At 44.5% G+C, this 26,417-nt stretch carries 26 protein-coding genes; 11 read left to right on the top strand and 15 right to left on the bottom strand.

Annotated elements, in window-relative coordinates:
- Positions 1-14 precede the first annotated feature (14 nt).
- The 5 genes from ftsA to murG all read right to left on the bottom strand — a co-directional run bounded on the left by ftsA (position 15) and on the right by murG (position 5,750).
- Positions 15-1,277, bottom strand: a complete 1,263-nt coding sequence (gene ftsA, locus F893_RS03365) for a cell division protein FtsA (RefSeq protein ID WP_005245712.1) — start codon at positions 1,275-1,277, stop codon at positions 15-17.
- A gap of 70 nt (positions 1,278-1,347) precedes the next feature.
- Entirely contained in the window at positions 1,348-2,202 is an 855-nt protein-coding gene (locus tag F893_RS03360; protein WP_034435841.1) for a cell division protein FtsQ/DivIB, read from the bottom strand.
- A gap of 2 nt (positions 2,203-2,204) precedes the next feature.
- The gene (locus F893_RS03355) at positions 2,205-3,134 is read right to left on the bottom strand and encodes a D-alanine--D-alanine ligase (protein ID WP_005250318.1); all 930 of its coding nucleotides are present in this window, start codon (positions 3,132-3,134) and stop codon (positions 2,205-2,207) included.
- A 57-nt stretch (positions 3,135-3,191) separates the two neighbouring features.
- Positions 3,192-4,640 (bottom strand): UDP-N-acetylmuramate--L-alanine ligase, encoded by a 1,449-nt coding sequence (gene murC / locus F893_RS03350; protein WP_004729156.1) that lies wholly within the window; start codon positions 4,638-4,640, stop codon positions 3,192-3,194.
- 12 nt (positions 4,641-4,652) lie between these two features.
- Positions 4,653-5,750 (bottom strand): undecaprenyldiphospho-muramoylpentapeptide beta-N-acetylglucosaminyltransferase, encoded by a 1,098-nt coding sequence (murG, locus tag F893_RS03345; protein ID WP_005250316.1) that lies wholly within the window; start codon positions 5,748-5,750, stop codon positions 4,653-4,655.
- Positions 5,751-6,174: 424 nt separating this feature from the next.
- On the opposite strand from murG, the gene F893_RS03340 reads away from it, so the two are divergent.
- Positions 6,175-7,377, top strand: a complete 1,203-nt coding sequence (locus F893_RS03340) for an MFS transporter (RefSeq protein ID WP_005250314.1) — start codon at positions 6,175-6,177, stop codon at positions 7,375-7,377.
- 50 nt (positions 7,378-7,427) lie between these two features.
- On the opposite strand, the gene gshB is transcribed toward F893_RS03340, so the two are convergent.
- Positions 7,428-8,378 carry a glutathione synthase gene (gshB, locus tag F893_RS03335; protein WP_005250312.1) on the bottom strand — a complete coding sequence of 317 codons (951 nt, stop codon included), beginning with the start codon at positions 8,376-8,378 and terminating at the stop codon, positions 7,428-7,430.
- Between the two features lie 143 nt (positions 8,379-8,521).
- Between gshB and F893_RS03330 the strand changes: the two genes are divergently transcribed.
- From F893_RS03330 to F893_RS03310, 5 genes are all read left to right on the top strand, one after another.
- Positions 8,522-8,722, top strand: a complete 201-nt coding sequence (locus tag F893_RS03330) for a DUF3565 domain-containing protein (protein ID WP_005250311.1) — start codon at positions 8,522-8,524, stop codon at positions 8,720-8,722.
- A gap of 124 nt (positions 8,723-8,846) precedes the next feature.
- Positions 8,847-9,209: a hypothetical protein gene (locus F893_RS03325; RefSeq protein WP_005250309.1), complete on the top strand. Its 363-nt coding sequence runs from the start codon at positions 8,847-8,849 to the stop codon at positions 9,207-9,209.
- 101 nt (positions 9,210-9,310) lie between these two features.
- Complete coding sequence (locus tag F893_RS03320; protein WP_081398964.1) at positions 9,311-10,279, top strand: IS30 family transposase; 969 nt, start codon at positions 9,311-9,313, stop codon at positions 10,277-10,279.
- A gap of 122 nt (positions 10,280-10,401) precedes the next feature.
- Positions 10,402-12,159: a copper resistance system multicopper oxidase gene (locus F893_RS03315; protein ID WP_005250307.1), complete on the top strand. Its 1,758-nt coding sequence runs from the start codon at positions 10,402-10,404 to the stop codon at positions 12,157-12,159.
- Positions 12,146-13,093: a copper resistance protein B gene (locus F893_RS03310; RefSeq protein ID WP_005250305.1), complete on the top strand. Its 948-nt coding sequence runs from the start codon at positions 12,146-12,148 to the stop codon at positions 13,091-13,093. Before F893_RS03315 ends, F893_RS03310 begins: the two co-directional genes overlap by 14 nt.
- A 171-nt stretch (positions 13,094-13,264) precedes the next feature.
- On the opposite strand, the gene F893_RS03305 is transcribed toward F893_RS03310, so the two are convergent.
- Positions 13,265-13,597 (bottom strand): hypothetical protein, encoded by a 333-nt coding sequence (locus F893_RS03305; RefSeq protein WP_005250303.1) that lies wholly within the window; start codon positions 13,595-13,597, stop codon positions 13,265-13,267.
- Between the two features lie 544 nt (positions 13,598-14,141).
- On the opposite strand from F893_RS03305, the gene F893_RS03300 reads away from it, so the two are divergent.
- Entirely contained in the window at positions 14,142-14,351 is a 210-nt protein-coding gene (locus F893_RS03300) for a cold-shock protein (RefSeq protein ID WP_004281299.1), read from the top strand.
- A gap of 460 nt (positions 14,352-14,811) precedes the next feature.
- Here F893_RS03300 and F893_RS03295 read toward each other — a convergent pair whose 3' ends face one another.
- Together F893_RS03295 and pyrE are read right to left on the bottom strand one after the other, a co-directional pair.
- On the bottom strand, positions 14,812-15,963 hold the full coding sequence (locus tag F893_RS03295) for an IS4-like element ISAbe18 family transposase (RefSeq protein WP_004645517.1): 1,152 nt from the start codon (positions 15,961-15,963) through the stop codon (positions 14,812-14,814).
- A 130-nt stretch (positions 15,964-16,093) separates the two neighbouring features.
- Positions 16,094-16,744: an orotate phosphoribosyltransferase gene (gene pyrE / locus F893_RS03290; RefSeq protein WP_004281297.1), complete on the bottom strand. Its 651-nt coding sequence runs from the start codon at positions 16,742-16,744 to the stop codon at positions 16,094-16,096.
- Between the two features lie 40 nt (positions 16,745-16,784).
- Between pyrE and F893_RS03285 the strand changes: the two genes are divergently transcribed.
- A complete protein-coding gene (locus tag F893_RS03285) occupies positions 16,785-17,603 on the top strand; it encodes an exodeoxyribonuclease III (RefSeq protein ID WP_005250301.1) in 819 nt (272 codons plus the stop codon).
- A 473-nt stretch (positions 17,604-18,076) separates the two neighbouring features.
- On the top strand, positions 18,077-18,427 hold the full coding sequence (locus tag F893_RS03280) for a Spx/MgsR family RNA polymerase-binding regulatory protein (RefSeq protein ID WP_005250299.1): 351 nt from the start codon (positions 18,077-18,079) through the stop codon (positions 18,425-18,427).
- 73 nt (positions 18,428-18,500) lie between these two features.
- On the opposite strand, the gene F893_RS03275 is transcribed toward F893_RS03280, so the two are convergent.
- Entirely contained in the window at positions 18,501-18,938 is a 438-nt protein-coding gene (locus tag F893_RS03275) for a DUF2147 domain-containing protein (protein ID WP_005105342.1), read from the bottom strand.
- 156 nt (positions 18,939-19,094) lie between these two features.
- Between F893_RS03275 and F893_RS03270 the strand changes: the two genes are divergently transcribed.
- A complete protein-coding gene (locus F893_RS03270; RefSeq protein ID WP_005250296.1) occupies positions 19,095-20,006 on the top strand; it encodes an alpha/beta hydrolase in 912 nt (303 codons plus the stop codon).
- A 62-nt stretch (positions 20,007-20,068) separates the two neighbouring features.
- Here the strand turns inward: F893_RS03270 and F893_RS03265 are convergent, their stop codons facing one another.
- A complete protein-coding gene (locus F893_RS03265; RefSeq protein WP_004281290.1) occupies positions 20,069-20,638 on the bottom strand; it encodes an FMN-dependent NADH-azoreductase in 570 nt (189 codons plus the stop codon).
- Positions 20,639-20,978: 340 nt separating this feature from the next.
- Between F893_RS03265 and F893_RS03260 the strand changes: the two genes are divergently transcribed.
- Positions 20,979-22,175: a GGDEF domain-containing protein gene (locus F893_RS03260; RefSeq protein WP_005250286.1), complete on the top strand. Its 1,197-nt coding sequence runs from the start codon at positions 20,979-20,981 to the stop codon at positions 22,173-22,175.
- A 28-nt stretch (positions 22,176-22,203) separates the two neighbouring features.
- Here the strand turns inward: F893_RS03260 and dsbD are convergent, their stop codons facing one another.
- The 4 genes from dsbD to F893_RS03240 all read right to left on the bottom strand — a co-directional run bounded on the left by dsbD (position 22,204) and on the right by F893_RS03240 (position 25,877).
- Positions 22,204-24,045, bottom strand: a complete 1,842-nt coding sequence (gene dsbD / locus F893_RS03255; protein WP_005250284.1) for a protein-disulfide reductase DsbD — start codon at positions 24,043-24,045, stop codon at positions 22,204-22,206.
- A 19-nt stretch (positions 24,046-24,064) separates the two neighbouring features.
- Positions 24,065-24,820, bottom strand: a complete 756-nt coding sequence (locus F893_RS03250) for a transporter (protein ID WP_005250282.1) — start codon at positions 24,818-24,820, stop codon at positions 24,065-24,067.
- 21 nt (positions 24,821-24,841) lie between these two features.
- Positions 24,842-25,384: a hypothetical protein gene (locus F893_RS03245; RefSeq protein WP_005250280.1), complete on the bottom strand. Its 543-nt coding sequence runs from the start codon at positions 25,382-25,384 to the stop codon at positions 24,842-24,844.
- Between the two features lie 127 nt (positions 25,385-25,511).
- A complete protein-coding gene (locus tag F893_RS03240; RefSeq protein WP_004647220.1) occupies positions 25,512-25,877 on the bottom strand; it encodes an HPF/RaiA family ribosome-associated protein in 366 nt (121 codons plus the stop codon).
- Positions 25,878-26,417: the final 540 nt, after the last annotated feature.

Raw genomic sequence — 26,417 nt, 5'->3', positions numbered from 1 at the left:
CAATAAAAATCGACTTAAAAGATTGATTTCAAGGTGTCATTAAAGCCAAACAAGGCTCTTTTGACCCGCTTGGCCAATGACAACCGTTCTACATCATCCTGTTCCACAATCGTGTCCTGGGTATCACTCTGACTAAACATCAGCAAGCCCGCCACAGTGCTATATTGTGAGCGACGTAAAGCAGCCTGATGTTGTTCATCTGCATACACCTGAGTCGGCGGATTACCTAAATGTGCCGAGACTCCCATGGTACGGCGAACAAAACTCACCATCCCTTCGATATGACTGGCATCACCGGTCAATACCACACCATGATACAAGCCCTGGAGGGCACCATTTTTTACCAGTTCATCACGCACCAGACCCAGAATTTCTTCATAACGCGCCATGATGATTTCGGTCAGCTCGATCCGGCTGATGGTCTGTGGTCCATCAATGCCCTGGAACTGAATCATATGGTCAGGCTTGACCACTTTCAGGTCGACACAGCCATACAATAATTTCAGGCGTTCAGCTTCTTCAGTTGTGGTTTGCAATACTGCTGCAATATCACGAGTCACATGTTCACCGCCACGCTGGAAGGTATGGGTTAAGGCTAGACGACCATCCACATACACTGCAACATTGGTCGTGCCGGCACCTATATCTACTAAGCATACGCCATATTCTTTTTCGTCTTTGAGCAGGCTGGCTTCGGCGGTGGCCAAGCTCGACACCACCATTTTTTCCACGCCAATATTGGCACCTTTCAGGGCGCGATCAATATTTTGCATGGTACTAATCGGCAGCATCATCAGATGATAATGCCCAGTCATGCTATGTGCCGACATACGAATCGGGTTTAGCACCCATTCCGGTGAATCATCCAGCTCAAAACCCAGAGGTACAGCACTGACCAGATAATGATCTGAAGTCAAATGACTGGCTTTGGCCAATTCCAGTGCACGCACCACTTCACTGGTGGTAATCGCATGTTCGCTATTGTCGATCGAGGTACGACCTGAAGCATAAAAGCTTTTTAATTCGGCACTTGGAATAGAGACCCAGGCAGAATGTACACGACATTCCGCCATATCTTCTGCTTCTTGAACGGCATTTTTAATTGCAGTAATAACTTTATCGAGACTGACAATTTTCCCTTTACTCATGCCTCGGTTACGAGCGGTGGCCATACCAATCACTTGGATATTGTCTGGCGCGTGTACCTTGCCAATCAAAACTGAAACTTTGTGTGTCCCAATGTCAATCGCCACAACCGAGGGAACAGCTTCACTCATTATTCACTACTACCATTACGTGTTTGTTAGATTTATGGCTTTAAATGCCTCTATTTTTTAAAGCCGGTCATTATGGCTTTACTGTTACATTATTCTCAACGCCCGTGTCATCAATGGTTACAATAAAATGTCCATTTACAATTTTAGGCGGAATTGAATTTTTCCACTGTATCGACAATCCATTGCGATAACGCAGGTCGATGGCCGAAATTTTAGACCAGACCGGCTTTAAATCGCTCTGAGACAGATGGCTCAGGCGTTGTAATTTGCTCATAGTCTGGTCTTTATCCACAATTATTCTTAAACCCGAATCAAACTGCATAAACCAGGTCATTCGCTCGGTGAGATATAATTCTTTTAGACGAATGCCTTGTGGCAAAAATAACTGATTAATTTCATTATAACGACGCATCATGGTTTCTGCATGGCTCGCTGGCCCATGTAACAACGGTAATGCCTGATAATTCTTGGGTATGACTTCAGTGAAAATAACACCACTGTCACTCAATAAACGCCCTGTTCCCCAACGTGCAATTGCATGATGCGGCATCACCCGCACCCGAATGCCATTTGGCCAGGCTCGGGACACCACGACCCGATCCACCCAGGATAATTCCAGAGTACGATCGCGGATCGCTTCCAGATCTGAAGTAAAATAGTTTTCGGTCACAATCGGTGACACATATTGCATAACCTGACGCTGTTCAGCAGCCGAGCGCGTACCTATCACGCCCAGCTCTGCCACGTCACTATTGGTCATGACTTTATATAAGCCCAATATTCCAAAGGCCAGCACCAATACCGCAATACACAACAATAACCAGCCACCAAAATTGGTCAGCTTTTCTTTGCGTGTCGGCGGCTTGTCGTGAATTGAAGTAATCGCAGCACGTTTACGGCGCATGGAAACAGGAAGTTGAGCCATATTTAGTATGCCGAACCAGTCAAGGTCTGTTCCAGAATCGCGACACACAGCTCATCAAAACTGTATCCGACTGCAGCTGCCGCTTTTGGCACCAGTGAGTGACTGGTCATGCCCGGTACGGTATTGACTTCAAGCAACCAGAAGTTGCCCTGTTCATCCTGCATGGCATCAATCCGGCCCCAACCACTGGCACCGACTGCTTGGAATGCGCGCAAACTCAAGGCTTTTAACTGTTGCTCTTCAGCTTCGCTTAAACCACATGGAATCCCATACTGCACATCATTACGCTGATATTTCGCTTCATAATCGTAGAAGGCGACATCTTGAGGCGGTTCAAGACGAATCACCGGCAGCGCCTGACCATTTAAAACCACAATGGTGTATTCACGGCCAGTAATCCATTTTTCTGCCATCACCACGGCATCATGTTCAGTTGCCTTGGTAATTGCTTCAGCAAAGTCTTCAATTTTCTCGACCTTGCTCATGCCGATACTGGAACCTTCATGCACCGGCTTGATGATCAAAGGCAAGCCTAAAGCATTAACAATGTCGGTCGCATCAGAGTCTTTGGTGACAATGCGATACGGTGCTGTCGGCAATTCCGAACCCTGCCAGACCTGTTTGGTCTTGACCTTGTCCATGCCAATCGCAGAACCTTGTACGCCGGTACCAGTATACGGCACATTTAACCATTCCAGTGCACCCTGGATCTGGCCGTCTTCCCCGCCACGACCATGCAATACAATGAATGCACGGTCATAATTTACCAGCTCTGTGACACTACGCTCCTGCGGATCAAACGCTTCCGCATTGACTCCTGAACGCACTAATGCCTCAAGTACCGCCGTACCACTGTCTAGAGAAACCTCACGCTCTGCAGATTTACCACCAAGCAACACGGCAACTTTTCCGAATTTTGAAGCATTTGACACGTTTATATCCTTAAACTTTTTTCAATCTGGTCAATTCAATTCAGTCACACAAGATGACTATTTTATATATAAGTGATTTTGTGCAAGTTCGACTGAGATTGCTCCAACATTACCTGCGCCCTGGGTTAATAACAAGTCATTTGCTTGCAATACTTTTCTCATGATCTGATTCAGGTTACCGTCCGCCGCATCGACCAGAATCGGCTCGACTTCACCACGTAGACGAATGCTGCGGGCCAAAGTACGACTGTCTGCCCCGACAATCGGTTTTTCACCGGCAGGATAAACATCCAGCAACAATAACTGGTCTACAGTAGAAAGTACTTCCACAAAATCATCAAAACAGTCACGGGTACGGCTATAACGGTGTGGCTGGAACATCATTACCAAACGACGGTCCGGGTGACTCTGACGCGCGGCTTTAATCGTCGCTTCCACTTCTTTTGGATGGTGACCATAGTCATCCACCAGTTTCACATTACCACCGTCAATTTCAAACTCACCCTGAACTTCAAAGCGGCGACCCACACCACTAAAACCTTCCAGTGCACGGCAGATTGAAGCATCCGACACGCCTTCATCGGTTGCTATACCAATCGCGGCCAGGGCATTCAGCACATTATGCAAGCCTGGCTGGTTGACCGTTACACGCAATGGCTCACGCTCTTTACGCAATACGGTAAAGTGGGTTTGCATGCCATCCTGATCAACATCTACTGCGCGGATGTCATTGTCTTCATTGAAACCATAAGTCAGTAACGGACGTGCAATTCGCGGCATGATTTCACGGATATTGGCATCATCACCACAGACTACGGCCAAGCCGTAAAATGGCAATTTTTGTAGGAACTGGATAAAGGTATCTTTCAGGACATCGAAGCTACCGCCATAGGTATCCATATGATCGGCATCAATATTGGTCACCACGGCAGCCATCGGTTCCAGGTGCAGGAAAGAAGCATCTGACTCATCGGCTTCGGCCACGATATAACGGCTGGCACCCAAGGCTGCGTTCATACCGGTACGGTTCAGTAAACCACCGATCACATAGGTTGGATCCATGTTTTCTTCAGCCAGCATACAGGTGATCAGGCTGGTGGTCGTGGTCTTGCCATGCGTGCCGGCAACGGCAATACCATGACGGTAACGCATCAGTTCACCCAGCATTTCCGCGCGGCGAACCACAGGGATACGATTTTCAATCGCAGTTTTAATTTCCGGGTTTTCCTGATCAATCGCGGTAGACACCACGATCACATTAGCACCTTTAATATTATTTGCAGTATGTCCGATATAGACTTTAATCCCGTTTGCTTCCAGCTGCGCTGTGGTCTTGGAAGCCTTGATATCTGAACCAGACACTTTGTAGCCTTGGTTTTTCAGCACTTCTGCAATACCACACATGCCTGCACCACCGATCCCCACAAAATGAATGTGTTTGATGCGGCGCATTTCCGGCACTTTAATTAACTTTTTCGCTTGTTCAGCTGGGGTTGTTGGAGACATAGTTTACTCGGATTACAATTCTTGAATTAAACGGACCACATGTTGAGTCGCATCGGGTTGAGCCTGTCGACGTGCTTTCACGGCCATTTCCATTAACAGTTGGCGATTCAGCATCGGCTCTAATAATGTTTTTAAACTTTCCGGGGTCATCGTGGCCTGCGGGCAAATCTTTGCCGCATTGATATTGGCCAGGAAACCAGCATTGGCCGTCTGGTGATCATCCACCGCACTTGGAAGCGGCACAAAAATCGCAGCTACGCCGGCAGTGGCAATTTCAGTTACAGTCAAAGCTCCGGCACGGCAAATCACCAGATCGGCATCAGAATAGGCTTTGGCCATATCTTCAATAAAGGGCTGTACTTCAACTTGTAGACTGGCCGGTGCATTTTCATAACGTGCCCGGGTCGCCTCGGCATGGTTTTGCCCACACTGATGATAGACGCTTAATGGCACATTGAGTTGCTTTAAAGCTTCCGGAACCCGTTCATTTAAGGCTTGCGCCCCCAAAGACCCACCAACGATCAGAATACGTAAGGGCAATCCTGCCTTGTCACGCTCCTGATAACGCCAGGATGGATTTAAAATTTCGCTAATTTCTTGTCGTACCGGATTACCCGTAGTCACGACTTTATCTTGGGCCGGAAAGGTATTTGGAAAAGCCTGACACACCGTCTTTGCCACACGCGACAATTGGGTGTTGGTAAAACCGGCAACTGCATTCTGTTCATGGATCAGCACCGGAATGCCTAAGATACGCGCGGCCAATCCACCCGGCCCTGCCACATAACCGCCAAAGCCTGCCACGGCATCGACCTTAAGCTGTTTCATGAATTTCATGGCACTGAAGGTGGCTTTCATAATTTTAAAAGGCGCCAAGGCTTTACGCACAAAACCATTGCCACGCACACCCTGAATATCAATCTGATAAATGGGAATATTCTGGTTTTTTAACAGGCGGTTTTCCATGCCTACGGGCGTGGCCAACCATGAAACCTGTATACCTTTTTGTTGTAAATCTTTGGCAACAGCTAACGCTGGAAACACATGTCCACCTGTACCTGCGGCCATCATCATGACATGTTTAGGCTGTTTTTGCTGAGCTTCGGTCACGGTTTAATTCTTCAATTCAAAAAATGGAGCAGGAAATCTGATTTAAGTAATCAATTGTAATCACAAACCTCAGGCCATGAAAGTTTATTTACTTTATTTCAACAAGGCTTTAATTGTTTTTTTCACGCAAACTTCAAGTTTAGACTCGTTTTATTTATAAGGTCTGCACTTTTCCTTCGACTTAAGTGACATATCATATCAATTTTAAATAGTTTTCTCATTATATTATCAATAACTTTGCCACGAAGAGCGCTTTATTTACAGCGGTCTTCCGTTTTCTCCCGTTCACCTCCTCTCTTATCATTGGCCGATAATCTTAGGCTTAAATCCTATCAATTTTATAAAAGTTTCATGCTATTCATATCTATATATGAATGATGCTTGATGTACAAGCAGATGCTTTAAATGGACTCAGTTCGGATAGATGTCAAAAATCTCATGTCGTGATGTATGGATTATCTTGGCCGGTTATCTGGCTGCGATCCATGTCGGCAAACTTTCGGCCGTGATTCCTGTGTTGCAGCAGGATTTAAACCTGAGTTTTACTCAGGCTGGTTTTTCATTAGCATTGGTGCAGGCTGCCGGAATGCTGTTTGCGCTATGCATTGGCGCCTTCTCGGAAAAAATGGGATTAAAGCGCTGCCTGATCATGGCCTTAATCATTTTAGGGCTAAGCAGTCTTGCCGGGCTTTGGATTACGCAGCCTGCCACTTTATATGTATTGCGCTTTATGGAAGGAATCGGGTTTTTAACCATCTCCTTGTGTGCGCCAACCATTTTAAAACGTACCAGCCGCGCTGAAACACTGAATTTCAAGATGGGACTCTGGAGTTCCTATATGGGCATCGGTGTCAGTCTGGCCGTATTGACGATTCCTCTCCTGCTTGAATATCTGGACTGGCAAACGATCTGGGGCATTTTGGGCTGCCTGTGCCTTGTCATTGCTGGCATGATCAAACAATATTTAAATATTGAACCTGCCCTGGTAACACAGCCAGACTCTACCCAGGCAGCTACGGAAAACACCTCATTCTGGCAGATTGTTCAAATTACCCTGACCCATCCTCCCATTATCTGTCTGGCGATTATTTTTGCCTGTTATACCAGTCAGTGGATTACTGTCACGGGCTTCCTGCCTACACTGTATGTTGAACAGGGGCTGGACTTAAAACGTGCAGGGATGCTGGTCTCGATGGTCGTTCTGGCCAATCTGGGGGGCACTTTTGGCGCAGGCATGTTGCTGCAACAGGGTTATAGACCGCACACCTTATTGAGTACCGGATTTGTAGCAATGCTCTGCAGCAGTGGTCTGGTGTTTGCTGCAAATGCCTGGCTCTCATTTGAATTGCAGGTTGTCAGTGCCTTGCTGTTTTCACTGATTGGCGGGATGATCCCAACCACTGTTTTTGCGATTACCCTGCACTATGCACCACGTGCCTATGCAGCAACAGCCAGTGTGGGTCTGGTTTTACAAATTTCAGCCTGCGCACAGTTTTTTATACCGACCCTGAGCGCTGCGCTGATATCTGCCACCCAATACTGGGCCAATCTTGCCATTATCACTGTCTGCCTTTCGATGCTGGGCATGGTAATGACGGCATTTTTATTTAAGCGTTACCCTAAATAAAAAGATAAAAAGAGCCTGCAAGCAGACTCTTCTTTCACCTAATGCTGCCTTTAAACCTGATTGGCCTGACCTGCTTCCAGCACAGCAAACAGATCATCCGCAATCGAAGTACCAAACTGGGTGTCAATTTCACGGATACAGGTTGGACTGGTTACATTAATTTCAGTAACATAATTTCCGATCACATCCAGCCCTACAAAGACCAGACCTTTTTCTCTGAGATACGGCCCTACTTTTGCTGCAATGGCTTTGTCATTTTCAGTCAGGGGGCGTGCCTCACCTAGGCCACCCGCGGCCAGATTACCACGCACTTCACCATTTTGTGGAATACGGGCCAGACAATACGGCACTGGCTCACCATTAATCATCAGGATGCGTTTATCGCCTTCGACAATTTCCGGAATATAACGCTGCGCCATAATCGGCTGGGTACCATTATTGGTCAGCATTTCAATGGTTGAACCGATGTTGATGCCATCCTGATACAGGCGGAAAATCCCGGTGCCGCCCATACCATCTAGAGGTTTTACAATCACATCGACCTGTTCTTTGAGAAATTCACGGATCAGGCTTTGCTGCGAAGTCACCAAGGTCGGAACTTGCAGATGCGGGAACTGGGTCGCGAACAGTTTTTCATTACAGTCACGCAGGCTTTGCGGTTTGTTGATGATCCATGCCCCTTCGCGCTCTGCCTGCTCCAGAATATAAGTGGTATAGACGAAGTTCATATCAAAAGGCGGATCTTTACGCATCAAGACAACGTCATAAGCAGCGATCGACTCTTTTTGTTTTTCGCCAAGTTCATAATAATGGTCGTAGTCTTCAAATACCTGTAACGGCGCGATCAGACCAAAGGCCTTGCCCTGATCGATATATAAATCTTGCTGCAATGCATAACCGAGTTCATGCCCGCGACGTGCTGCTGCCCACAGCATGGCCATGGTCGAGTCTTTCTTCAGGTTTACATTTTCAATGGGATCCATCACAACAAGTACGCGCATGTGTCTCTGCTCTTTTTCAAAAAATGACTTGGCAAGGAGTATAGCCTGTGTGGATTCTTTTGTTTATGGTGATTTTGCATGACTTATTTTATATAGGTTTTTAGATAAGTACTGAGGCAGATTGAACTCATAGGAGGTTTGCCATGCAACAGGCCATTATCGGTTTTCATCTGGATGAAGAACAGCATTGGGTTGCAGAACTGGCCTGCGGACATGGCCAGCATGTGCGGCATACCCCGCCCTGGCAAAATCGCCCATGGGTGATGACCGAGCAAGGACGTAAAGAAAAACTCGGGATGCTGCTAGACTGTAGAAAATGCGAAAAGTGCGAAACTGAAACCTGAACCTATGAAAAAAGTAGTATGTAGGTGACCTAAAAAATAATCTTGTCCAGAATTTGCTAATTTGAGTTACTGCGTTTATGCTTTTATTGCTCAAACATGAAGCGCATTTTTTCAGGGTGTACTTTTGCTCATACGGCTCGTCAAACAGATCTGGTTGGTGATGCTTGTGGTTTTTGCCATAGGCTGGAGCAGTGTGTCTGTCGCATCTGCAAACACCATGCATCTGGTTATGCCGTCTGAAAAAACGAATCCTCATTGTCTGGAAATGACAAAACCCTCTGCTTCTCACTCGCTGCATAAGACTGATCATCATCAAGATCAGGAACTGATTCAGCCGGACTGTGTCAGTGACAGCACCCAGCAGTCATCAGATTGTCTGGATTGTGGCACTATGGCCTGCCAGAACTTGGTCACCAGCCTGCCCATTACAACGCCCGAGTTAAGCGTGCCTGATCACGGTTATCCGGAAAAAACCCTGGCAGAGTAAAACTTGAAGTGCGACATAAACCACCTAATTAATTTAAAGGGTTTATGGAGTATATAAAATTGTCATACCATCATCTTAACTTTGAAGATCGTACTGCATTAATGCTTGAGTCAAGAAAAGAAGGCTTTTCAGCCAGAAAATTTGCTGAACTCATTAAAAGACATCCTAGTACGATCTATCGTGAGCTTAAAAGAAATAGCATCAATGACGTTTATCAAGCTCAATATGCTTCTGATAACACCTTCGCTAGACGTAGACGTGGTCACAGAAAACTCAAAATCGATTCAATCCTCTGGAAATTTATTGTTGAAGCGATCCGTTGTTTATGGTCTCCTCAGCAAATAGCAAAGCGTTTAAAGACATTTCCTGATTTGGATCAAACAATGAATGTAAGCCATACAACGATTTATTCAACGATACGAGCATTACCAAAGGGTGAGTTGAAAAAAGACTTATTATCCTGTCTGCGTCATGAAAATAAAAAGCGAAAAGCTAACGGTGAACCTAAAAAAGATTCTATATTACAGGATATTAAAACTATTCATGAGCGCCCAGCCGAAGTTCAAGAAAGAAAAATACCGGGTCATTGGGAAGCTGATTTAATTAAAGGTAAAGACAATAAAAGTTCGATAGCAACACTTATTGAACGAAATACACGGCTCTGTATCTTGGCAACATTACCTGATGCAAAGGCAGAATCAGTGCGCAAGGCTTTAACTGAAGCTCTGAAATATTTACCTGCAGAACTGCGTAAAACGTTGACCTATGACCGTGGACGCGAGATGGCAGAACATAAAATACTTGAAGAAGATTTAGGCATAGATGTATATTTCTGTGACCCACATTCACCCTGGCAAAAAGGCACATGCGAAAATATGAATGGTTTAATTAGGCAATATTTACCTAAAGGGATTGATTTAAATCAGGCAGATCAGCATTATTTAAATCAAGTTGCCATGTCACTGAATACTCGTCCTAGAAAAGCGTTAGATTGGCTTACACCATTAGAGAAATTTGCTCAGCTTGTTGATTATCATAAGACTTTTCAAACTGTCGCACCTCATGTTTGAATTCGCCCCTCCTCCCTGCTTACCATGCCCAGCACCTTGCCGGTTACTGGCAAGAAATCCTGCGCCCACCCAAAGCTTGATCCTGAATTTTTAAATTTTTTTTATTCATTAAGGATTAAGTTATGTTGCTTAAAATCAGTCAAAGCCTGTGTCTGGGCTTCGGTCTCATCTCGTCGTCTGCCTTGTTTGCAGCCGTAAAAGAATATCATCTGGTCATTGATGAAAGCCCGATCAATCTCACCGGAAAGACGGTCAAGCGTATCACTGTAAACGGAAAATTCCCTGCACCCTTGCTGGAATTTGAAGAAGGTGATGATGCAGTCATTCATGTACAAAACAACCTGAACAATCAGGATACCTCGCTGCACTGGCATGGCCTGCTCCTGCCCGGGCTGATGGATGGTGTCCCCGGATTTAACGGTTTTCAGGGGATCAAACCGAAACAGTCTTTTACTTATCGTTTCAAGGTTCGTCAAAACGGCACCTACTGGTATCACGCACATTCCAAAGGTCAGGAACAGGACGGCCTCTATGGCGCATTGGTGATTCGCCCCAAAGCCCAGACATTGCTACCTGCACATGAACAAACCGAACGGGATTATGTGGTGATGCTGTCGGATTTTCACGAACAGGGCAGCCAGCAGATTCAGAACAATTTAAAAAAATCGGCCGAATATTATCAGAACCAGCGCGAAACCGTTGGCGATGTATTTAAGCAGGTAAAACGTGACGGTCTCAAGGCCACCTGGTCAGACCGCAAGATGTGGAACCAGATGCGTATGCTGAAAACCGACCTATCTGATGTTACCGGTTATACCTTTCTGGTCAATGGAAAAACGCCGCAACAAAACTGGAGTGGCCAGTTCCAGCCCAATGAAAAAGTCCGCCTGCGTTTCATCAATGCTTCCGCCATGTCATTTTTCGATGTGCGTATTTCCCAGCTGAAAATGACCGTGGTCAGCGCCGATGGACAAGCTGTGCAGCCGGTCGCTGTAGATGAATTCCGGATTGGAACTGCTGAAACCTATGATGTGATTGTGGAACCCACTGCAGCGCATTACCAGATTGAAGCGGAATCGATCGACCGCTCAGGCTTTGCCATTGGCAGTTTGCATCAGGCAACTGATTCAAGCAAAACCCCGGCCCCGGTTCAATTACCGACACCGCGCCCTCGTGCCTTATTGACCATGGAAGATATGGGACATGGCGAACAGCATGACATGTCGCATGACGCACACAGCAGTCAGACCACGCAGACTGTCACAAGTGAACATGATCAGCATGCCCAGCACGACATGCATGTAAGTCATAGTGCCATGTTCGGAACCAATCAGCCTGTTCAGGGCTGGGCCAATATGTCTACGCCTGCAGGGCACAAAGCCTTGCAATATCAAGACCTCAAAGCCCTGACACCGCAACCTGATACCCGCGCAGCAGAACGTGAACTGGTGATTCGTCTGGGTGGAACCATGGAGCGCTACATCTGGACCATGAATGGTAAAAAATTCAGTGATGCCGAGCCACTTCAAGTGAAATATGGCGAGCGGATCCGGCTGAAATTTATCAATGACAGCATGATGGCCCATCCGATGCATTTGCATGGCATGTTTATGCAGCTGGAAAATGGTCAGTCTGCTGCAAATATGCCAAATAAACACACTGTGATTGTGCCGCCCGGGAAAACGGTGACCACCCTGCTCACAGCAGATGAACTGGGAGAATGGGCGATTCACTGCCATCTGCTCTATCACATGAGTGCTGGCATGATGAACAAGCTGATTGTGGCGCATGTGAATGATGATCAAGCATCTCACCCTTCTTCACAAAAAATGCCGTCAAAACCAGCAGCAGCTGAAGGAGCAAGCCATGCACATCACTAATCTTTTTGTAAAGTCAGTGCTCAGCAGTGCACTTACCCTAAGCAGTCTGAGTGTTTTTGCGGCAGCTTCTAGCGAGCATACGGGTCATAATGAACATCAGCATCATAGCGGACATCATGCCATGCAAAACATGACTGATGACCACGCACAGCATACTGAAACAGTAGATGCTGCATCTTATCAACCACCACCAAAGTTATCACATCAACCGCATGCGCCGAGCACACCACAAAATTCAGTCAGTTCTGCCAGCGAACATGATCATCGTAAAGAACATGGTGCACAGATTTATAGCCAGATTATTCTGGACCAGAAATGGCAGCATAGTTCAGAGGGAAATGGGGCATTCAAGTCCAAGAACCAAGCCAGAATTGGCACGGATGAAAATAAAATCTTCCTCAAGCTAGAAGCCGACAAACATGAATCGCATCAGGCCGAATATGATGCCAAAGTGCTGTATAGCCGAAATATTTCCGATTTCTGGGATGTGCAGACCGGGGTGCGCTATCGACAGGAAAATTTAGCCGAGCCTGCTACACAACAGCAGAACGAGCGCTTCGATGCAGTATTTGGGCTACATGGCCTGGCCCCCTACTTTTTCGAAACGGATGCTCATGTTTATGTCGGTGAAGATGACTTTGTCGGATTAAAACTGGAAACAGAGCGTGACCTGTTATTGACGCAGAAACTGATTATGCAGCCCTTTGTCGAACTGGATGTCATCCTGAATGATCAGGCAGCGAATGCGAAAAAAACCGGCCTTAGTCATGCAACCTTGGGTCTGGAAACACGCTATGAACTGAGCAAAAAGCTCATGCCTTATCTGGAAGTCGGTTATGAATACAGCAAAGGCAACCAACAGACAGCCTGGCAGCAAAGTTCTGATTCAGAAAAAGGCTGGATCTATGGTGCAGGTCTAAGAATGATGTTCTAAATTTTTGATACAGAAAATTATGCAGCTACGGGATGTGAAACGCCATTCATGTCCCGTAGCGCTATGGCACTATACATTTGACTGAGAAAGATTTTTTAAGCCTATGAACTGTACATGCGATGCTTTTCTGCACTTTCCCACTCATTAAGAGACTTGTTATTTTGCGAAAAACTAGTCTTCATCGCCTTGATTTCTACTGTTACTTTTAGCCACCAAAGTGCCTAACATAATGATAAAGGTACTCACGCCGCCAATTAACAGGCTCATCAGCCCCATTTCCAGCATAAAATTGCTATCGCCAGTCTCAGGGGCACCCCATAGAAATTGAAGACGATCGCCAAAAACAAAATTGATTGCACATACAATCAGAAAACCAATCAAGGTGGCAATCAGTAAAGTGACCACCAAGTTCTTCCACATTTTACATCCGACGAACAGGATGAGCATGGCCAGTCCAACCATGGTGATGATGGATATAAGTAACACACTGTTCCAGTAATCCATGAGACTCACTCGTATTTGGTTTTAAATTAAAATCAAGAAATTCTTATAGTTAATTTTTCCAATTGAATTTTAATATAGGTGGATTTTTATACACAAACAATGACGATAACTATCTTAAAACTACAAATACTAATTTACCCAAAGTTATAAAATACACTGACTTAGTAAAATCTTGCTGGGTACTGAACGATTTTGATTAACATAAAGTAACACAAACACAACGTGTATTTATTGTTTAGCTTGGTTAAAGCTTAAATACAACCGATAAAGCTCAAGCAAACAGCTTGAAATTCTTTAAAAAACAAGAATGGAGCCCCTTTTATAAGAAAAATAAATAATAAATATAAAAAACTTGAATATTTTCTGATTTAGGCTATGCTGTCTTTAACTAGAAAAAAGCGTTGTTTAGTTAAGCTTCTTTAAGTGCCGCAGTATTATTTATAATCCTCAGTTTTTTCAGATCTTTATTTCAATTCTTGTTGTTTTCCAAGTTATCCATAGTCATTTGCATGACTAAAATTATTAAAATTTAACAGGTTATATTATGTCTACTACAGTTACCGGTACAGTAAAATGGTTTAACGAAACTAAAGGTTTTGGTTTTATTCAACAAGAATCAGGTCCTGACGTTTTTGCTCATTTCAAAGAAATTAGCAGTTCTGGTTTCAAAACTTTGTTTGAAGGTCAACGCGTTTCTTTTAGCGTGGTTGATGGTCAAAAAGGTCCAAATGCGATCAATATCGTTGCGCTATAATTTAGCCCAGCAATAAGAAAAAGCACCTTCAGGTGCTTTTTTTAGTTCTGAAGATTCATAATTTTGGTGAAAGGTTTTCTGCTCCTCTATTTAGCTCATTAACAATGAATTTTTAAGAATAATATTACTGAGTCATTGCTGCTCTAAGCGTTGCTCAATAAAGAAATAGAAATGAAAAACCCCTAGCATCCTGCCAGGGGCTTTCCGTATGGGTTCGCTTGGTATAACTCCTGTCGTACCTTACTTTCCTTGTATTTATGTATTGTTATTCTTGTGTGGAACGTCCTGTTCCTGTTAAAGCCATCATAGGAAATTTCCACTATTCAAAATAGCCGCAAAGTGCTGGAATTCATGTAAGCCAATGCTTACAAGAATAGACAGAGATAATAAATTTCAAATGCTTAGAAAATCGAGTATCTATAAAAAAAGGAAGCTCAAGCCATTGCTGTCCCACAATTTTTCACAAGAGGAAGCTCATTTGAGCTTCCTCTTGTTTTATGGGTATTTTATCGGGTGAAAATAAAGCTTTTAAAGTTCTTCTTTCAAACAAATTCACTTGAATTATTCTGAGTAAACGTTGAACTGTCCAACCTGTTTTCCCTAAATGTTGAGCGAAACTCACCAATAAATAGGCGATCATCGCAATCCAGATTTGTGTCTGAATTGCGTTCCTGCTGCGGCCTAGAAACGCTTTTAATTTGAGATTCTGCTTAATCGCCTTAAAGAACAGCTCAACTTTCCAACGATCTTTATAAATCGCCGCAATGGTGGAGGCGGCTAAATGAAAGTTATTGCTGAGAAAGCTAAAGTGCTTGCCACTTTGCTGATCTCTATATTCAATTCTTCTTAACACTGGGGCTTTTCTTTTTAGGGCATGTGCGCTATTCAGCTGAATGGTTTCATCTTTTAGAATACCTTTGGATTCAAGCACTGGATGTTGCTGGATCACCTGATACACAGATTTAGGCCTAAAACGTGTGACAAATCCAATGTTTTGAGCAGTCAGATTTGCATACCATTGGTAATCGACATAGCCTTTATCAAAAACTACAATGCTGCCAGCAGGAAACTGGAATTTGCGGCCTTGTACCATGTCATTTTCTTTGCCATTTTCAACTGCAACAAACTCAGGAATATCATTGCTGTGATTCAATCCTATGCTGAGTTTCATGCTGGCTTTTGAGTCGTGAACTTTGGCCCATTCACATAAGGAAAGCGACAGGTCAATATGACTGGCATCCAAGGAATACAAGGGATTCTTAAAGCGAAATTTATGAGCTACTTTTGAGTGTTCATAGTATTTAAGCAACTTGTGAAATAGCTGTTGATACAAGGCAGCAGGCTGCTGCTCATTGATTCGTGCCAGCGTGCTTCGGGGAATAGACTTTGCTCCGAGATGACTCAGTTTTTCCTGTTGGCACTCCAAATTGGATTGAATATCTCTCAGACTTTGTCTACAAGAGAATTGAGACATCAATATGGCAATAAACTGATCCCACCGGGAAGCCGCTCTAAATTTCTGTCCAACATGGTGTACTTTAGCAAGTTGTTCAAAATCCTGTCGCACAACAGGTTTAATTAGCTCATGAAATACGGTATTCTGATGTGACAAAACCTGAATCCTGGTCGTTAAAGTGTTTGTTTGCACTCATATTTTAACTGTTAGGACTCAGGTTTTTTTATTTAAAGCAAACTATGGGACAGCAGTGAGCTCAAGCTTCCTTTTCTATGCCAATCCAGGCTTAGATCCCGTATTTAACCCGGTAATCTTCCATTTTTGCCAAAGCTTCTAGGTCGCCTTTCGCTTCCAGATAATCCATTAAATCTTTCATGGTAATTAAGGCATGTACAGGAATCTCAAGCTCTTGCTGTACTTCCTGAATCGCAGATAAATCACCCTGACCTTTTTCCTGACGATCAAGCGCCACGAGTACACCGGCAATTTGGGCACCGGCATTTTTCAGGATGGTGACGACTTCACGAATCGCTGTGCCTGCGGTAATTACGTCATCAATGATCCAGACTTTTTTACCTGCTACAGAAGCACCGACCAATACGCCACCCTCGCCATGGTCTTTGGCTTCCTTGCGGTTAAAACCCCATGGCACACTTACCCCATGATTTTGCGACAGAGCCACAGCAGTTGCTGCCACAAAAGGAATGCCTTTATATGCAGGGCCAAAAATCACTTCAACATGGTCACATTCAGTCAGTTTTGCAGCATAGCCAGAAGCCAGCAGTGTCAAGGCTTCACCATCATTCAACAGACCCGCATTAAAAAAATAGGGACTCACACGTCCCGATTTTAAAGTAAACTCACCAAATTTAAGCACACCGCGTGATAATGCGAGTTCGATAAAAGCTTGCGGGTTAAACTGAGCTGGCGTTGACATGAGGTGCTCCTAAATCCATTAATTAAGGTAAGACTTGCGCATGATACCAAAGAGTAGCTATCCAGGTGATCAAAAAATTCTTCGCGTCGTTTCAATTAATGTCAACGGCTTACGTTCATCTGTCACCAAAGGCCTATTGGAATGGATGGAACAGTCGGATGCCGATGTAATTTGCATGCAGGAAAGCCGGATCACGCATGCGCAGTGGACCGATAAATTCAAGCCTGAAGGCTGGTACACGCACCTGTTTCCTGCCGAGCGTCCGGGTTATGCCGGTACTGCCATTTATAGCCGTCTGCCTTTTGTGTCTCTGACCGATGGCTTGGGTTTTGAACTGGCCGATTCGCAAGGCCGTTTTATTGCCGCTGAATTTAACTTGGGTCTAGAACAAACTGTACAGATCTGTTCCCTGTATCTGCCTTCGGGTTCATCAGGCGATGAAGCACAAGCGCGTAAAGATCACTTTCTGGAAGAATACGCAAAAATCCTGAAACAGTGGCGCGATGAAAATAAATCGGTGATTGTCTGCGGTGACTACAATATCGTGCATAAACGTATCGATATTAAAAACTGGTCGGGTAACCAGAAAGCCTCGGGCTGTTTACCGCACGAACGTGCCTGGCTAGATCATATCTACGATGAGCTTGGTTATGTCGATACTTTCCGTGAAGTCCGCAAAGAAGCCGAATTATACTCCTGGTGGTCAAACCGTGGACAGGCGCGTGCCAAGAATGTTGGTTGGCGGATTGATTATCATGCCTGCTCTCCGGACTGGAAAGGGCGTACCGTTAATGCCTGGGTCTATAAAGAACAATGGTTTAGCGACCATGCCCCCGTGATCATCGACTACAAACTATAATCTTCATTATTTAATTGAGTGAACATACGTTCACTCAATTAAGGCTTATCTCTTACATGACATGACGTATTTTTTGGGTTTATCTTAATGTAATAACATAGCATTATAGCGCTACGGCACAAGGACATGTCAGGACGACAACATAAGGACAGGACGCCGTAGGACGAAAATAAAACAGACTATAGATTTAGCTTGTTTTGCATGGATGTGACATTGGACGTTGGATTGAGACCCGCATGATCAGGATGATTAAATGCGGGTTTTCTATTTCTATTATTCCCAAATTTTTATTTTTCTTATTATTTAGATTGTTCTTTTTCTTGCTGCTCATGTTAAAGCTGCTTGATGTCATTTTGATGACATGACTTTTCTGGTATTTAAAATTTTTTCTTTTTTTTCATTTGCTTTTGCATGGTTTGCTGCTGCCAATTTGGTTAAGCTAGTTCATGATTTAAATTTTTTAGATGGCAGCTATGTTAAAAATTTACGGAATTAAAAATTGTAGTTCGATGAAAAAAGCCTTTGATCTGCTGACGGAGCAAGGTCTGAGTTATGAATTTCATGATTATAAAAAACAGGGCATCGATGCTGAAACCGTCAAAACCTGGCTGGATGCCTTGGGTCAGGACGTGGTTCTGAACAAGAAAGGCACTACCTGGCGTAAACTCAGTGAAGAAGAGCAACAGGCCACCCTGTCAAGTGAAAATGCCTTAATTAATGCATTAACCACCCATACCAGTTTAATCAAACGTCCAATCTTGGCAACCTCTACAGGATTTATTGCCGGTTTTGATGAAACGGTTTATCGTGGCTTAGACCGCTAATACCTTGTATTGAATAACACTCATAAAAAAAGCCTGACATTGGTCAGGCTTTTGTATATCTGCTTAAAATAAATTAGTTGGCACGAATCCAAGTCTGGTTACGACCCAATGCCGCTACACCGATGAAACCACGTAGCTCAAGTTTCTTGCCACCGTCTGCCAGCTGGCCTTTCAACTTATAGGTTTTACCGGATTGCGGATCCAGGATCGAACCGCTGTCATAGCTAGTCCCGCCAGCATTTTTTAGACCTTTAACAATGGTCAGGCCTTTCAGAGATTTGTTGTGATATGGACCTTCACATTTCTTGCAGGCATTTTCTTCACCTGGAGTTAACACAGACTGAATACTGGCTGACAAAGTGCCGTTCTTTTGTTCAGTGAATTTAACCATGGCCTTAGGCTGCTTGGTTTTATCATCAATGGTTTTCCATACCGTGCCATTTAAAGGATCCGCGGCATTCGCCAATGCAGATAAGCCTAGTAGTCCTAACGTAAGCGCTATTTTTTTCATTTTTCTTCATTTCCTTAGTCTGAAAATAGACCCATGTAGTATTAAAAAGTCACAACAATTTTTCAATTTTTAGGTGTGACTATTTAGTGTAACCTTGTAAATATGGTTGGTAAATAATCTACACGATCAATAAAAGCACAAAAAGATGGAAGGAAGATGAAGATAAGCCCGCTAACGAAACAATTAATTACAGAAAGCTTTTTAAAAACGGCCATTCGTGCCCCGAGCAGATTCAGTCTTCCACCGAGTTCAATGCGCATTGCTCTGGAACAGATGTGCAAACTTTTCCCTCAGGATAAAACGGTACAGATTCGCTCGCTTCGATTGGCCGGACTGCGCGCGGAAGAAATTAAGCCGCAGCAGGAATCGACCCAGCTGATTTTTCATATTCATGGCGGCGCATTTTACTTAGGTTCTTTAAATACCCATCGTGCCTTTATGACTCAAATTGCGGCTCGAACCCAGATGCAGGTGCTGCATGTCGATTATCCGCTATCACCCGAATCTGCCTATCCAGAAGCGTTGGAAGCCTTGTTTGATGTCTATAATCTGCTACTGGATCAAGGTGTTCAGGCCAAAGATATTATTCTGTCCGGCGATTCTTGCGGTGCCAATCTGGCCTTGGCGCTGGCACTCAAAATACAGCAGGAAAGTCTGCCACAGGTCAGCGGTCTGATTCTGCTGTCTCCACTGCTGGATTTAACGTTGACCAGTGAATCTTTACGTTATAACCAGAAGCATGATTCCCTGCTGTCTCTGGAAACGGTTCAAACCGGGATTGAATATTATGTGCCGCGTTCGATTGATCGTGGTGATCCGGAAGTTTCTCCTTTTTTTGCCGATTTAGCCGGCTTGCCACCGATTCATATTCAGGTAGGTTCCAAGGAAATTCTGCTGGATGATGCTAGTCGTTTTAAAGAAAAAGCGGAACAGGCGGGTGTCGAGGTCGAATTTAAACTCTATACCGGCATGTGGCACAACTTCCAGATGTTCAGTGCCTGGTTCGATGAAGCCAAACAGGCGCTGACCGATCTTGCAGAATTTGCCCATCGTCTGGACCGAGATTAAGCATGATTTAGCATATAAAAAAGGTCAGCCGTAGCTGACCCTTTGAAAAGAGGTTTTAGGTTTTAAATGGCCTGAACTTGCTGCAATGCAGTTTGCAATGCTTGGGCTTTAACCGCTTCGCCCATGTTCACTCCTTCAGCACGAATCACTTCGATATCATTCACGCCAGTAAAGTTAAACACGGTTTTCAGGAAAGCCTCCTGAAAATCAGCCGGGCTTTGCTCGCCATAGACACCACCACGGCTGCTGGCAATATACACTTTCTTATTGCCCGCCAAACCCACAGGACCTTGTTCGGTATATTTAAAAGTACGTCCCGCGACACAGATCCGGTCAATCCAGGCTTTTAGGGTTGATGGCAAACCGAAGTTATACATCGCTGCACCAATCACCACGACATCAGCCTGTAAATATTGATCTAAAATTTCCTCGCCCAATGCCGTCTGTTCTGCATTCTGGCCCATTAAAATTTCGGCAGTAAGATGGGGAATAGGCTGTGCTGCCAGATCCAGGTACTCAACTTCAATGGCCTCAGCATATTTTTGCTGCAATTGTTCCACCACGGCCTGAGTCAACTGACGCGAAATAGAAGCATCTCCTAAAATACTGGAATCAATCTGTAAAACTTTCATGGCTTCGCTCTTTATCTTTGGTTGTTTCTAACAATGCAGCCATTTTAACGATTGACCATATTGAAATAATTAGCACAAATAAAACACATCATCCTGAATTTAGAACAAAACTGTATGCCTCTTAACCTCTTTAATTTTGATTAGAACCCTTTGGTATAGCCTAGATCACTTATGCTATAGGCAAAGAATGAGCAGATCAGATATCAACTAAATCACAAAAATGTTTTAAATATTGTTGTTTATCAAGCATTCAAACTTATGTTATCTTGTGTAAATAAAGCTATAAATATCCAATAAGTCTTAAAAAATCTGCCATAACAATTAAAGTCAGACCGGGACCATGAAGCGAATATCGCCTGTATTAGAAAAAGTGCTAAGACACAGAATCAAGAAATATCTGGTCGAAGATGAAGTCGTGATGAACTGGCGTATCCTGAAGAAATGCATCCTGATGCTGACTTTGGGATGCGGTGTACATCTGACCTGGCTCGGCTGGGATCTCTTTGTTTTATTCAATCCTGAGTATTGGCAATATGTACAGATTGAACGGGTTCATTCACAAGTCGTGCTGAACGGCAGTTTTTTATTGATTTTAGCCTTACTGATTTATCCTTGTTATAAATTTCAGGGCAACCGTCTGGTGGAACGTTATCTACCCTATCTGGCAGTCGGCACCTTTGTGGTTTCGCTATGCCGGGATGCCTATATTGTCGGCGTGATCAGTCCGGTCGCTACCACCGCTTACGTCTGCTTAATTATGGTCGGTCTGGTGCTGTTTCATCGCACGCTGGTGTATAGCATGCTGATTCCTGCCTCCATTTTTCTGGGCGGATGTGCCTATTTAAGTTTCAGTCATCAATTACCTTATTCACCGCTCTTTAATATCGATGACAAGCTTTTTTATAATGGTTTCTGGCTGTTATCGATGCTGTATTTCATTTTGCCAATTCTGGCCGTCTGCATGGTGTTATTCGAGATTCTGCTCAGTCAATGGCGTCATCGCGAGCAGCTGATCAAACAGCTGAGCCAGATTGATCCGCTCACCAATCTGTTTAACCGCCGTAGTATCAACCAATGTCTGGATAAACTGAATGCCGCAGCCACTCCCAATTATGCTTTAGTGCTATTAGATCTGGATCATTTCAAGAAAATTAATGATCACTATGGCCATCATAAGGGTGATGAAACCTTAGTCGAAGTGAGTGCCGTGCTGAATCAGCAATTGCGCGAAAGTGATGTAGTCGGCCGTTTTGGCGGGGAAGAATTTATTTTGGTGCTTAAAAATACCAGTCTGGAAAAAGCCGAACAAGTGGCTGAACGCTGCCGCATCGCCATTCAGCAATTGCAGATTTTCAGTGATGAGGATGAGCTGATTCCGGTGACCGCCAGTTTCGGGATTGCCATTTCTAGCGCGGAATTACGCCCGCAGCAGTTATTGAGTCAGGCTGATCAGGCGCTTTATCAGGCCAAAGCCGGTGGGCGTAATCTGGTCAAAGCTTATGCTGAACCGGTGCCAGTACAGATGCAGGTTTCTTAAACGGGTTCAGCTTTTTTTAAGAACTAAATTATGGATTTTCACTTTGAGCCAGTGCTTGCAGCTGTGCCAGCAATTCTGCCTCGCTAAAAGCACCGGTTAAACGTAAACCCCTAATTTCCTGCTGCTGCGCATTCAAGAATAAATACGTCGGCGGCCCGAGAATTTCCCATTGGTTTAACAGCGCTTGATGAGAGACATTATATTGGCTTAAATCCAGCTTGATCAGGAAATATGGCGCAAGCGCCTGCTGTACCGCTGCAGATTTTAAAATACGATGTTCGATCGGCTGACAGGCAACACACCAGTCGGCGTAGACATCAATAATAATCTTTTGCCCTTGTGGTGCCCTGTCCAAAATCTGCTGAAATTCTGCTGCACTACGTGCCACATGCCACTTGGCTTCTGTGCTCGCCTGCTCCACAAAAAAACGCTGACTGTGCTGATATTGGCTATAAGCGATATAGGGCACGGCCAGTACCAGACACAGGATATATAGCCATCTCAAACCGGTACGATGCCAGAAAATCCGGAACAGCACATAAGCCACGAAGGTCATACCCAAAGCTAGGGATAACCATTGTAAAGCGGCTTCTGAAATCAGTGGGCGAATAAAATACAGCGCCAGCGCCAGCATGATAAAGGCAAAGAGCACTTTGATCTGATTCATCCAATGCCCGGCTTTAGGCAGAATCCGTGCACCCAGAATACTGGCCAGCAATAAAGGCGTGCCCATCCCAAAACCTAAAGTAAACAGCAGTAAAGCTCCCTGCCACTGACTTTGCGTCTGGGAAATAAACAATAATGCGCCTGCCAGCGGTGCGGTCATGCATGGCCCCACCAGAAGCGCCGAAATCATGCCCATGACACCGGCACTGACCAGACCGCCTCCCTGCTGCATGGCTTGTGCCCGATCCAGACGATGAACCAGACGTTGCGGCAGTTTGATTTCAAACAGGCCAAACAGATTCAGGGCAAATAGGACAAACAGGATGCTAACTGCGATCAGGGTTCCCGGTTGCTGCAACCAGCGCTGAAAATTCAGGCCGGCCGAAGATGCAATTAGGCCAAGTACTGCATAGACAGCGGCCATACTGCTGACAAAAGTCAGTGCAATCATCCAGGCTTTCAGGCCTTTACTATCTCGTACAATCAGCGAGGTCAGAATCGGCAGCATCGGCAAGGAACACGGCGTAAAAGCCAGTAAAATGCCTAAGCCAAAGAACAGCAAAAGCCCATAGCCCAAAGAGCGTTCAAGCAGTTGGGCTGACCATTTCTGGTCTTGTGCTGCATAGGGTTCAGTTTGTGTGTTGGCTGATGCAGAGATTTCATCTGCTGTAGATTCTGAGGAATCCACTGTATTAAACAGGGTATTGTGTTGCAGTGATGAAGTATTCAGATCAAGTAAACGCTTTGCTCCTGATCCGGCAGCTTCGAATTGCACCAGACCGGACAAATCGGTCTTGAACTGAATGGTTTGTGGCGGATAACAGATCCGGTCTTTGGCACAGCCTTGCCAACTGACCTGATAGGATTGCCCCGCTTGAGTCGGGATCTGAAACTTTAACTGCTGATAATAAACCTGGGTATGTCCATAGTTATCATCATACAAATCTTCAGCGGGTGGCAACTCAAACGATACCGGCTGGTTGCCCTGCCAAACTTCAATTTTATGCTGATACAGATAATAGTTGTCCGGAATCTGCCAGCTCAGTTCAGCCTGCTGCTGACTGGTGGAGATCACGCTCACAGGAAAAGCCTGCTCGGCAGACAACAATGCCGTTTCCGCCTGAGCAGGACTGCTGAACAAGGTGCTTCCCAAAATAACCGGGGCAAGCATTTTCCCCCAGGTCGGGAACTGCGAGTATTTCATCATTTGTGAGTTGAATAACTTAGAACAGCACAGAGAAACCTAGGCCTGAGAAGTAGCTTCGATCTGCACCATCCAGATCTACACCGACATTCGCATCTAACTGGACACGATCGTTTAAAGCATACATGACCCCGGTACCGAGTGCGTATTGATTATCGACACTTTCCGCTTTACGGTAAATCAGTTCAGAATAACCTGACCAGCGATCAGTAATGCGGTAGCCTAGAGAAGGAATCGCAGACACTGCCCAGTTGCTGTCCTGCCATTCATAACGCATGGTCAATGCGGTACTGACCAAGTCATTATATTGATACGACACGACAGAACCCAAGCTGTAAATATCTTCTTCATTAGTGAAACCGACATTGCCTGTTGCAATGATGGCTTCGGCCAGCAAAGCCATACTGAGTTTGTCATCATCCAAATCAATGGCCTTTTTCAGACCAATACTAACATCGCCCAGACCATCATCTTCTTCGGTCTGGCCATTGGATTTCACTTGGGTCCAGGTCGGGCCAGCCCAACCTAAACGCAATTCCAGATCATCACTGAGTCCGGTACGTAACAACATATCTGCACTGAGTGTGGTCGCGGTCTGATCGCCCGACTTGCTATAACGCGCTGTAGGCAAGCCTTGCTCCCAAGCGACATTTCCGACTGGAGTAATTCCAGTACTGAGACCCTCACCTGGTCGATCAAATTCAAAATCTGCTGCGAAAAGCTGTGCACTACAACCGGCCAGTGCAATCAAACCCAAGGTTTTTAATGTTGTCATGTTGGAGCTCTTTATTAAAATTTAACTGAGTTCTTTGGTCATTTTTGCGCCATGCTTGCGAAGCAGTTCTAGCGTCTGTTTTTCTTCATCCAAGGCTTCTGACCAGTTGATTTCATCAAAATCACAATCAAAGAATAGATCACTAATTGAAGATAAAATAGTCATGTCATCTTCATCTTTGCTATTTGGATCGACTTTTTCATCCAGTAAACGCTGTACAGCTGGCGCGCATGCGGCACTTGCGGCATCCCAGAGTGGACCATAAATTTCTTCTGCATCCCACAAATGCAGATTCACTTTGGCCTGGATCAGTTCTTCCAGAATCTGTAAATGTACCGCCAAACGTGCCTGTTTCTCCTCTTCTGAAAGTGGTGTTCCGGCTTCATACAGCTCACACACTTCTTCCCACCATTTAAACAGGCCATCTGACCAGACCGAAATCACCGGGCCTTTGTCATGATCAATAAAATTCGGGTTGAGTCCATCTGCCAGCAGCTGTTTGACCTGGTCCAGATTTAATTCTTCGAGTGCTTGCACAAAAAGTTGTTGTTGCGCAGTTAACATGATGGAGCTCACTTTGATTCGTTTTCGACTATTATGCCGAATAAAGCAGGATTTGTTGTGCTTCTCATAACTATATTTTTGTTTAATACGAAAAAAGCCCCGCAGGGCTTTTTCAAATCGGTTCGGCTTAGTCTTCGATATCCGCAGTATCTGTGTCTGCTAGTTCGAGAGCACCAGGACGAACATTGTCTTTTTTCTCGATCACATGTTCCAGACTACGTTTTAGTCGGTCAATTGCACCATGGATCGCAGTATCGACATTATGGCCACGATGATTGACTACGACAGGTTTCAAGCCTGCAGGACGCGCTTCAATCATACAGCGAATATCGTCATCGCCGCCTTTGGCGCCATTTTCATCACTGAGATGGACTGAAAAATGGGTAATACGCTCGCTGTGGCGCTGGAATTCTTGATTTAATTCTTCCCGTACATAAGTAATTAAACGATCACTATTCTGAATGTGGTTATCGGTACGAAGTTCAATATTCATATATTACCATCCTCAATCTTTGTAACTTTTGAGTGCAAAATTTTTTATCTTGGCACGTTTGTAGCTTGCTGTTTCGCATCGCATTTCACTTCTTCAAATGATTGGAATAACACCCTCCATTTTGAATGATGAACACATTTTTGAGTCTGCAGAATCGTGTCCTTATATCTTGAATATCGGCTGTATCTGGGAAATATGCAAGTGATATTTTGGTTTTTTAGCAAAAGAATAATCGATTGTGACAACTGCTTACTCAGCTCAAAAATGCAGGATTTTTCAAACGGCAATTGCGCAACTCTTCACACGATTTAATTTGAAATGTTTTTTGGCCAGACCGATAAATTGCTTAAATAACACGCGACCAGAAAACCTAAAAAAAAGAAATTAAAAGTATTTTTTTATGAAAATTAGCTCACTTTTATCTAATAATTTTTCTTATAAGATCAGCGCCTAGTCAGCCTTACAGTCCTGAAGAGATCATATGCTTTATCATTGTTTAGTTGCTTTTGCAGAACCGGGAAAAATACTCTTTCGTCATTC

It is taken from the genome of Acinetobacter sp. CIP 102136 (assembly GCF_000369685.1).
In the GTDB taxonomy this organism is placed as follows: domain Bacteria; phylum Pseudomonadota; class Gammaproteobacteria; order Pseudomonadales; family Moraxellaceae; genus Acinetobacter; species Acinetobacter fasciculus.
The sequence above is the reverse complement of the archived record's forward strand: the minus strand, read 5'-3'. Positions and strand labels throughout refer to the sequence as shown.

Bases quoted from the DNA above. Each gene is read 5' to 3' on its own strand.
- ftsA (WP_005245712.1), bottom strand. From the start codon at position 1,277: ATGAGTGAAGCTGTTCCCTCGGTTGTGGCGATTGACATTGGGACACAC.
- F893_RS03360 (WP_034435841.1), bottom strand. From the start codon at position 2,202: ATGGCTCAACTTCCTGTTTCCATGCGCCGTAAACGTGCTGCGATTACT.
- murC (WP_004729156.1), bottom strand. From the start codon at position 4,640: ATGTCTCCAACAACCCCAGCTGAACAAGCGAAAAAGTTAATTAAAGTG.
- F893_RS03340 (WP_005250314.1), top strand. From the start codon at position 6,175: ATGTCAAAAATCTCATGTCGTGATGTATGGATTATCTTGGCCGGTTAT.
- gshB (WP_005250312.1), bottom strand. From the start codon at position 8,378: ATGCGCGTACTTGTTGTGATGGATCCCATTGAAAATGTAAACCTGAAG.
- F893_RS03330 (WP_005250311.1), top strand. From the start codon at position 8,522: ATGCAACAGGCCATTATCGGTTTTCATCTGGATGAAGAACAGCATTGG.
- F893_RS03320 (WP_081398964.1), top strand. From the start codon at position 9,311: ATGCTTGAGTCAAGAAAAGAAGGCTTTTCAGCCAGAAAATTTGCTGAA.
- F893_RS03315 (WP_005250307.1), top strand. From the start codon at position 10,402: ATGTTGCTTAAAATCAGTCAAAGCCTGTGTCTGGGCTTCGGTCTCATC.
- F893_RS03310 (WP_005250305.1), top strand. From the start codon at position 12,146: ATGCACATCACTAATCTTTTTGTAAAGTCAGTGCTCAGCAGTGCACTT.
- F893_RS03305 (WP_005250303.1), bottom strand. From the start codon at position 13,597: ATGGATTACTGGAACAGTGTGTTACTTATATCCATCATCACCATGGTT.
- F893_RS03300 (WP_004281299.1), top strand. From the start codon at position 14,142: ATGTCTACTACAGTTACCGGTACAGTAAAATGGTTTAACGAAACTAAA.
- pyrE (WP_004281297.1), bottom strand. From the start codon at position 16,744: ATGTCAACGCCAGCTCAGTTTAACCCGCAAGCTTTTATCGAACTCGCA.
- F893_RS03285 (WP_005250301.1), top strand. From the start codon at position 16,785: ATGATACCAAAGAGTAGCTATCCAGGTGATCAAAAAATTCTTCGCGTC.
- F893_RS03280 (WP_005250299.1), top strand. From the start codon at position 18,077: ATGTTAAAAATTTACGGAATTAAAAATTGTAGTTCGATGAAAAAAGCC.
- F893_RS03275 (WP_005105342.1), bottom strand. From the start codon at position 18,938: ATGAAAAAAATAGCGCTTACGTTAGGACTACTAGGCTTATCTGCATTG.
- F893_RS03270 (WP_005250296.1), top strand. From the start codon at position 19,095: ATGAAGATAAGCCCGCTAACGAAACAATTAATTACAGAAAGCTTTTTA.
- F893_RS03265 (WP_004281290.1), bottom strand. From the start codon at position 20,638: ATGAAAGTTTTACAGATTGATTCCAGTATTTTAGGAGATGCTTCTATT.
- F893_RS03260 (WP_005250286.1), top strand. From the start codon at position 20,979: ATGAAGCGAATATCGCCTGTATTAGAAAAAGTGCTAAGACACAGAATC.
- dsbD (WP_005250284.1), bottom strand. From the start codon at position 24,045: ATGAAATACTCGCAGTTCCCGACCTGGGGGAAAATGCTTGCCCCGGTT.
- F893_RS03250 (WP_005250282.1), bottom strand. From the start codon at position 24,820: ATGACAACATTAAAAACCTTGGGTTTGATTGCACTGGCCGGTTGTAGT.
- F893_RS03245 (WP_005250280.1), bottom strand. From the start codon at position 25,384: ATGTTAACTGCGCAACAACAACTTTTTGTGCAAGCACTCGAAGAATTA.
- F893_RS03240 (WP_004647220.1), bottom strand. From the start codon at position 25,877: ATGAATATTGAACTTCGTACCGATAACCACATTCAGAATAGTGATCGT.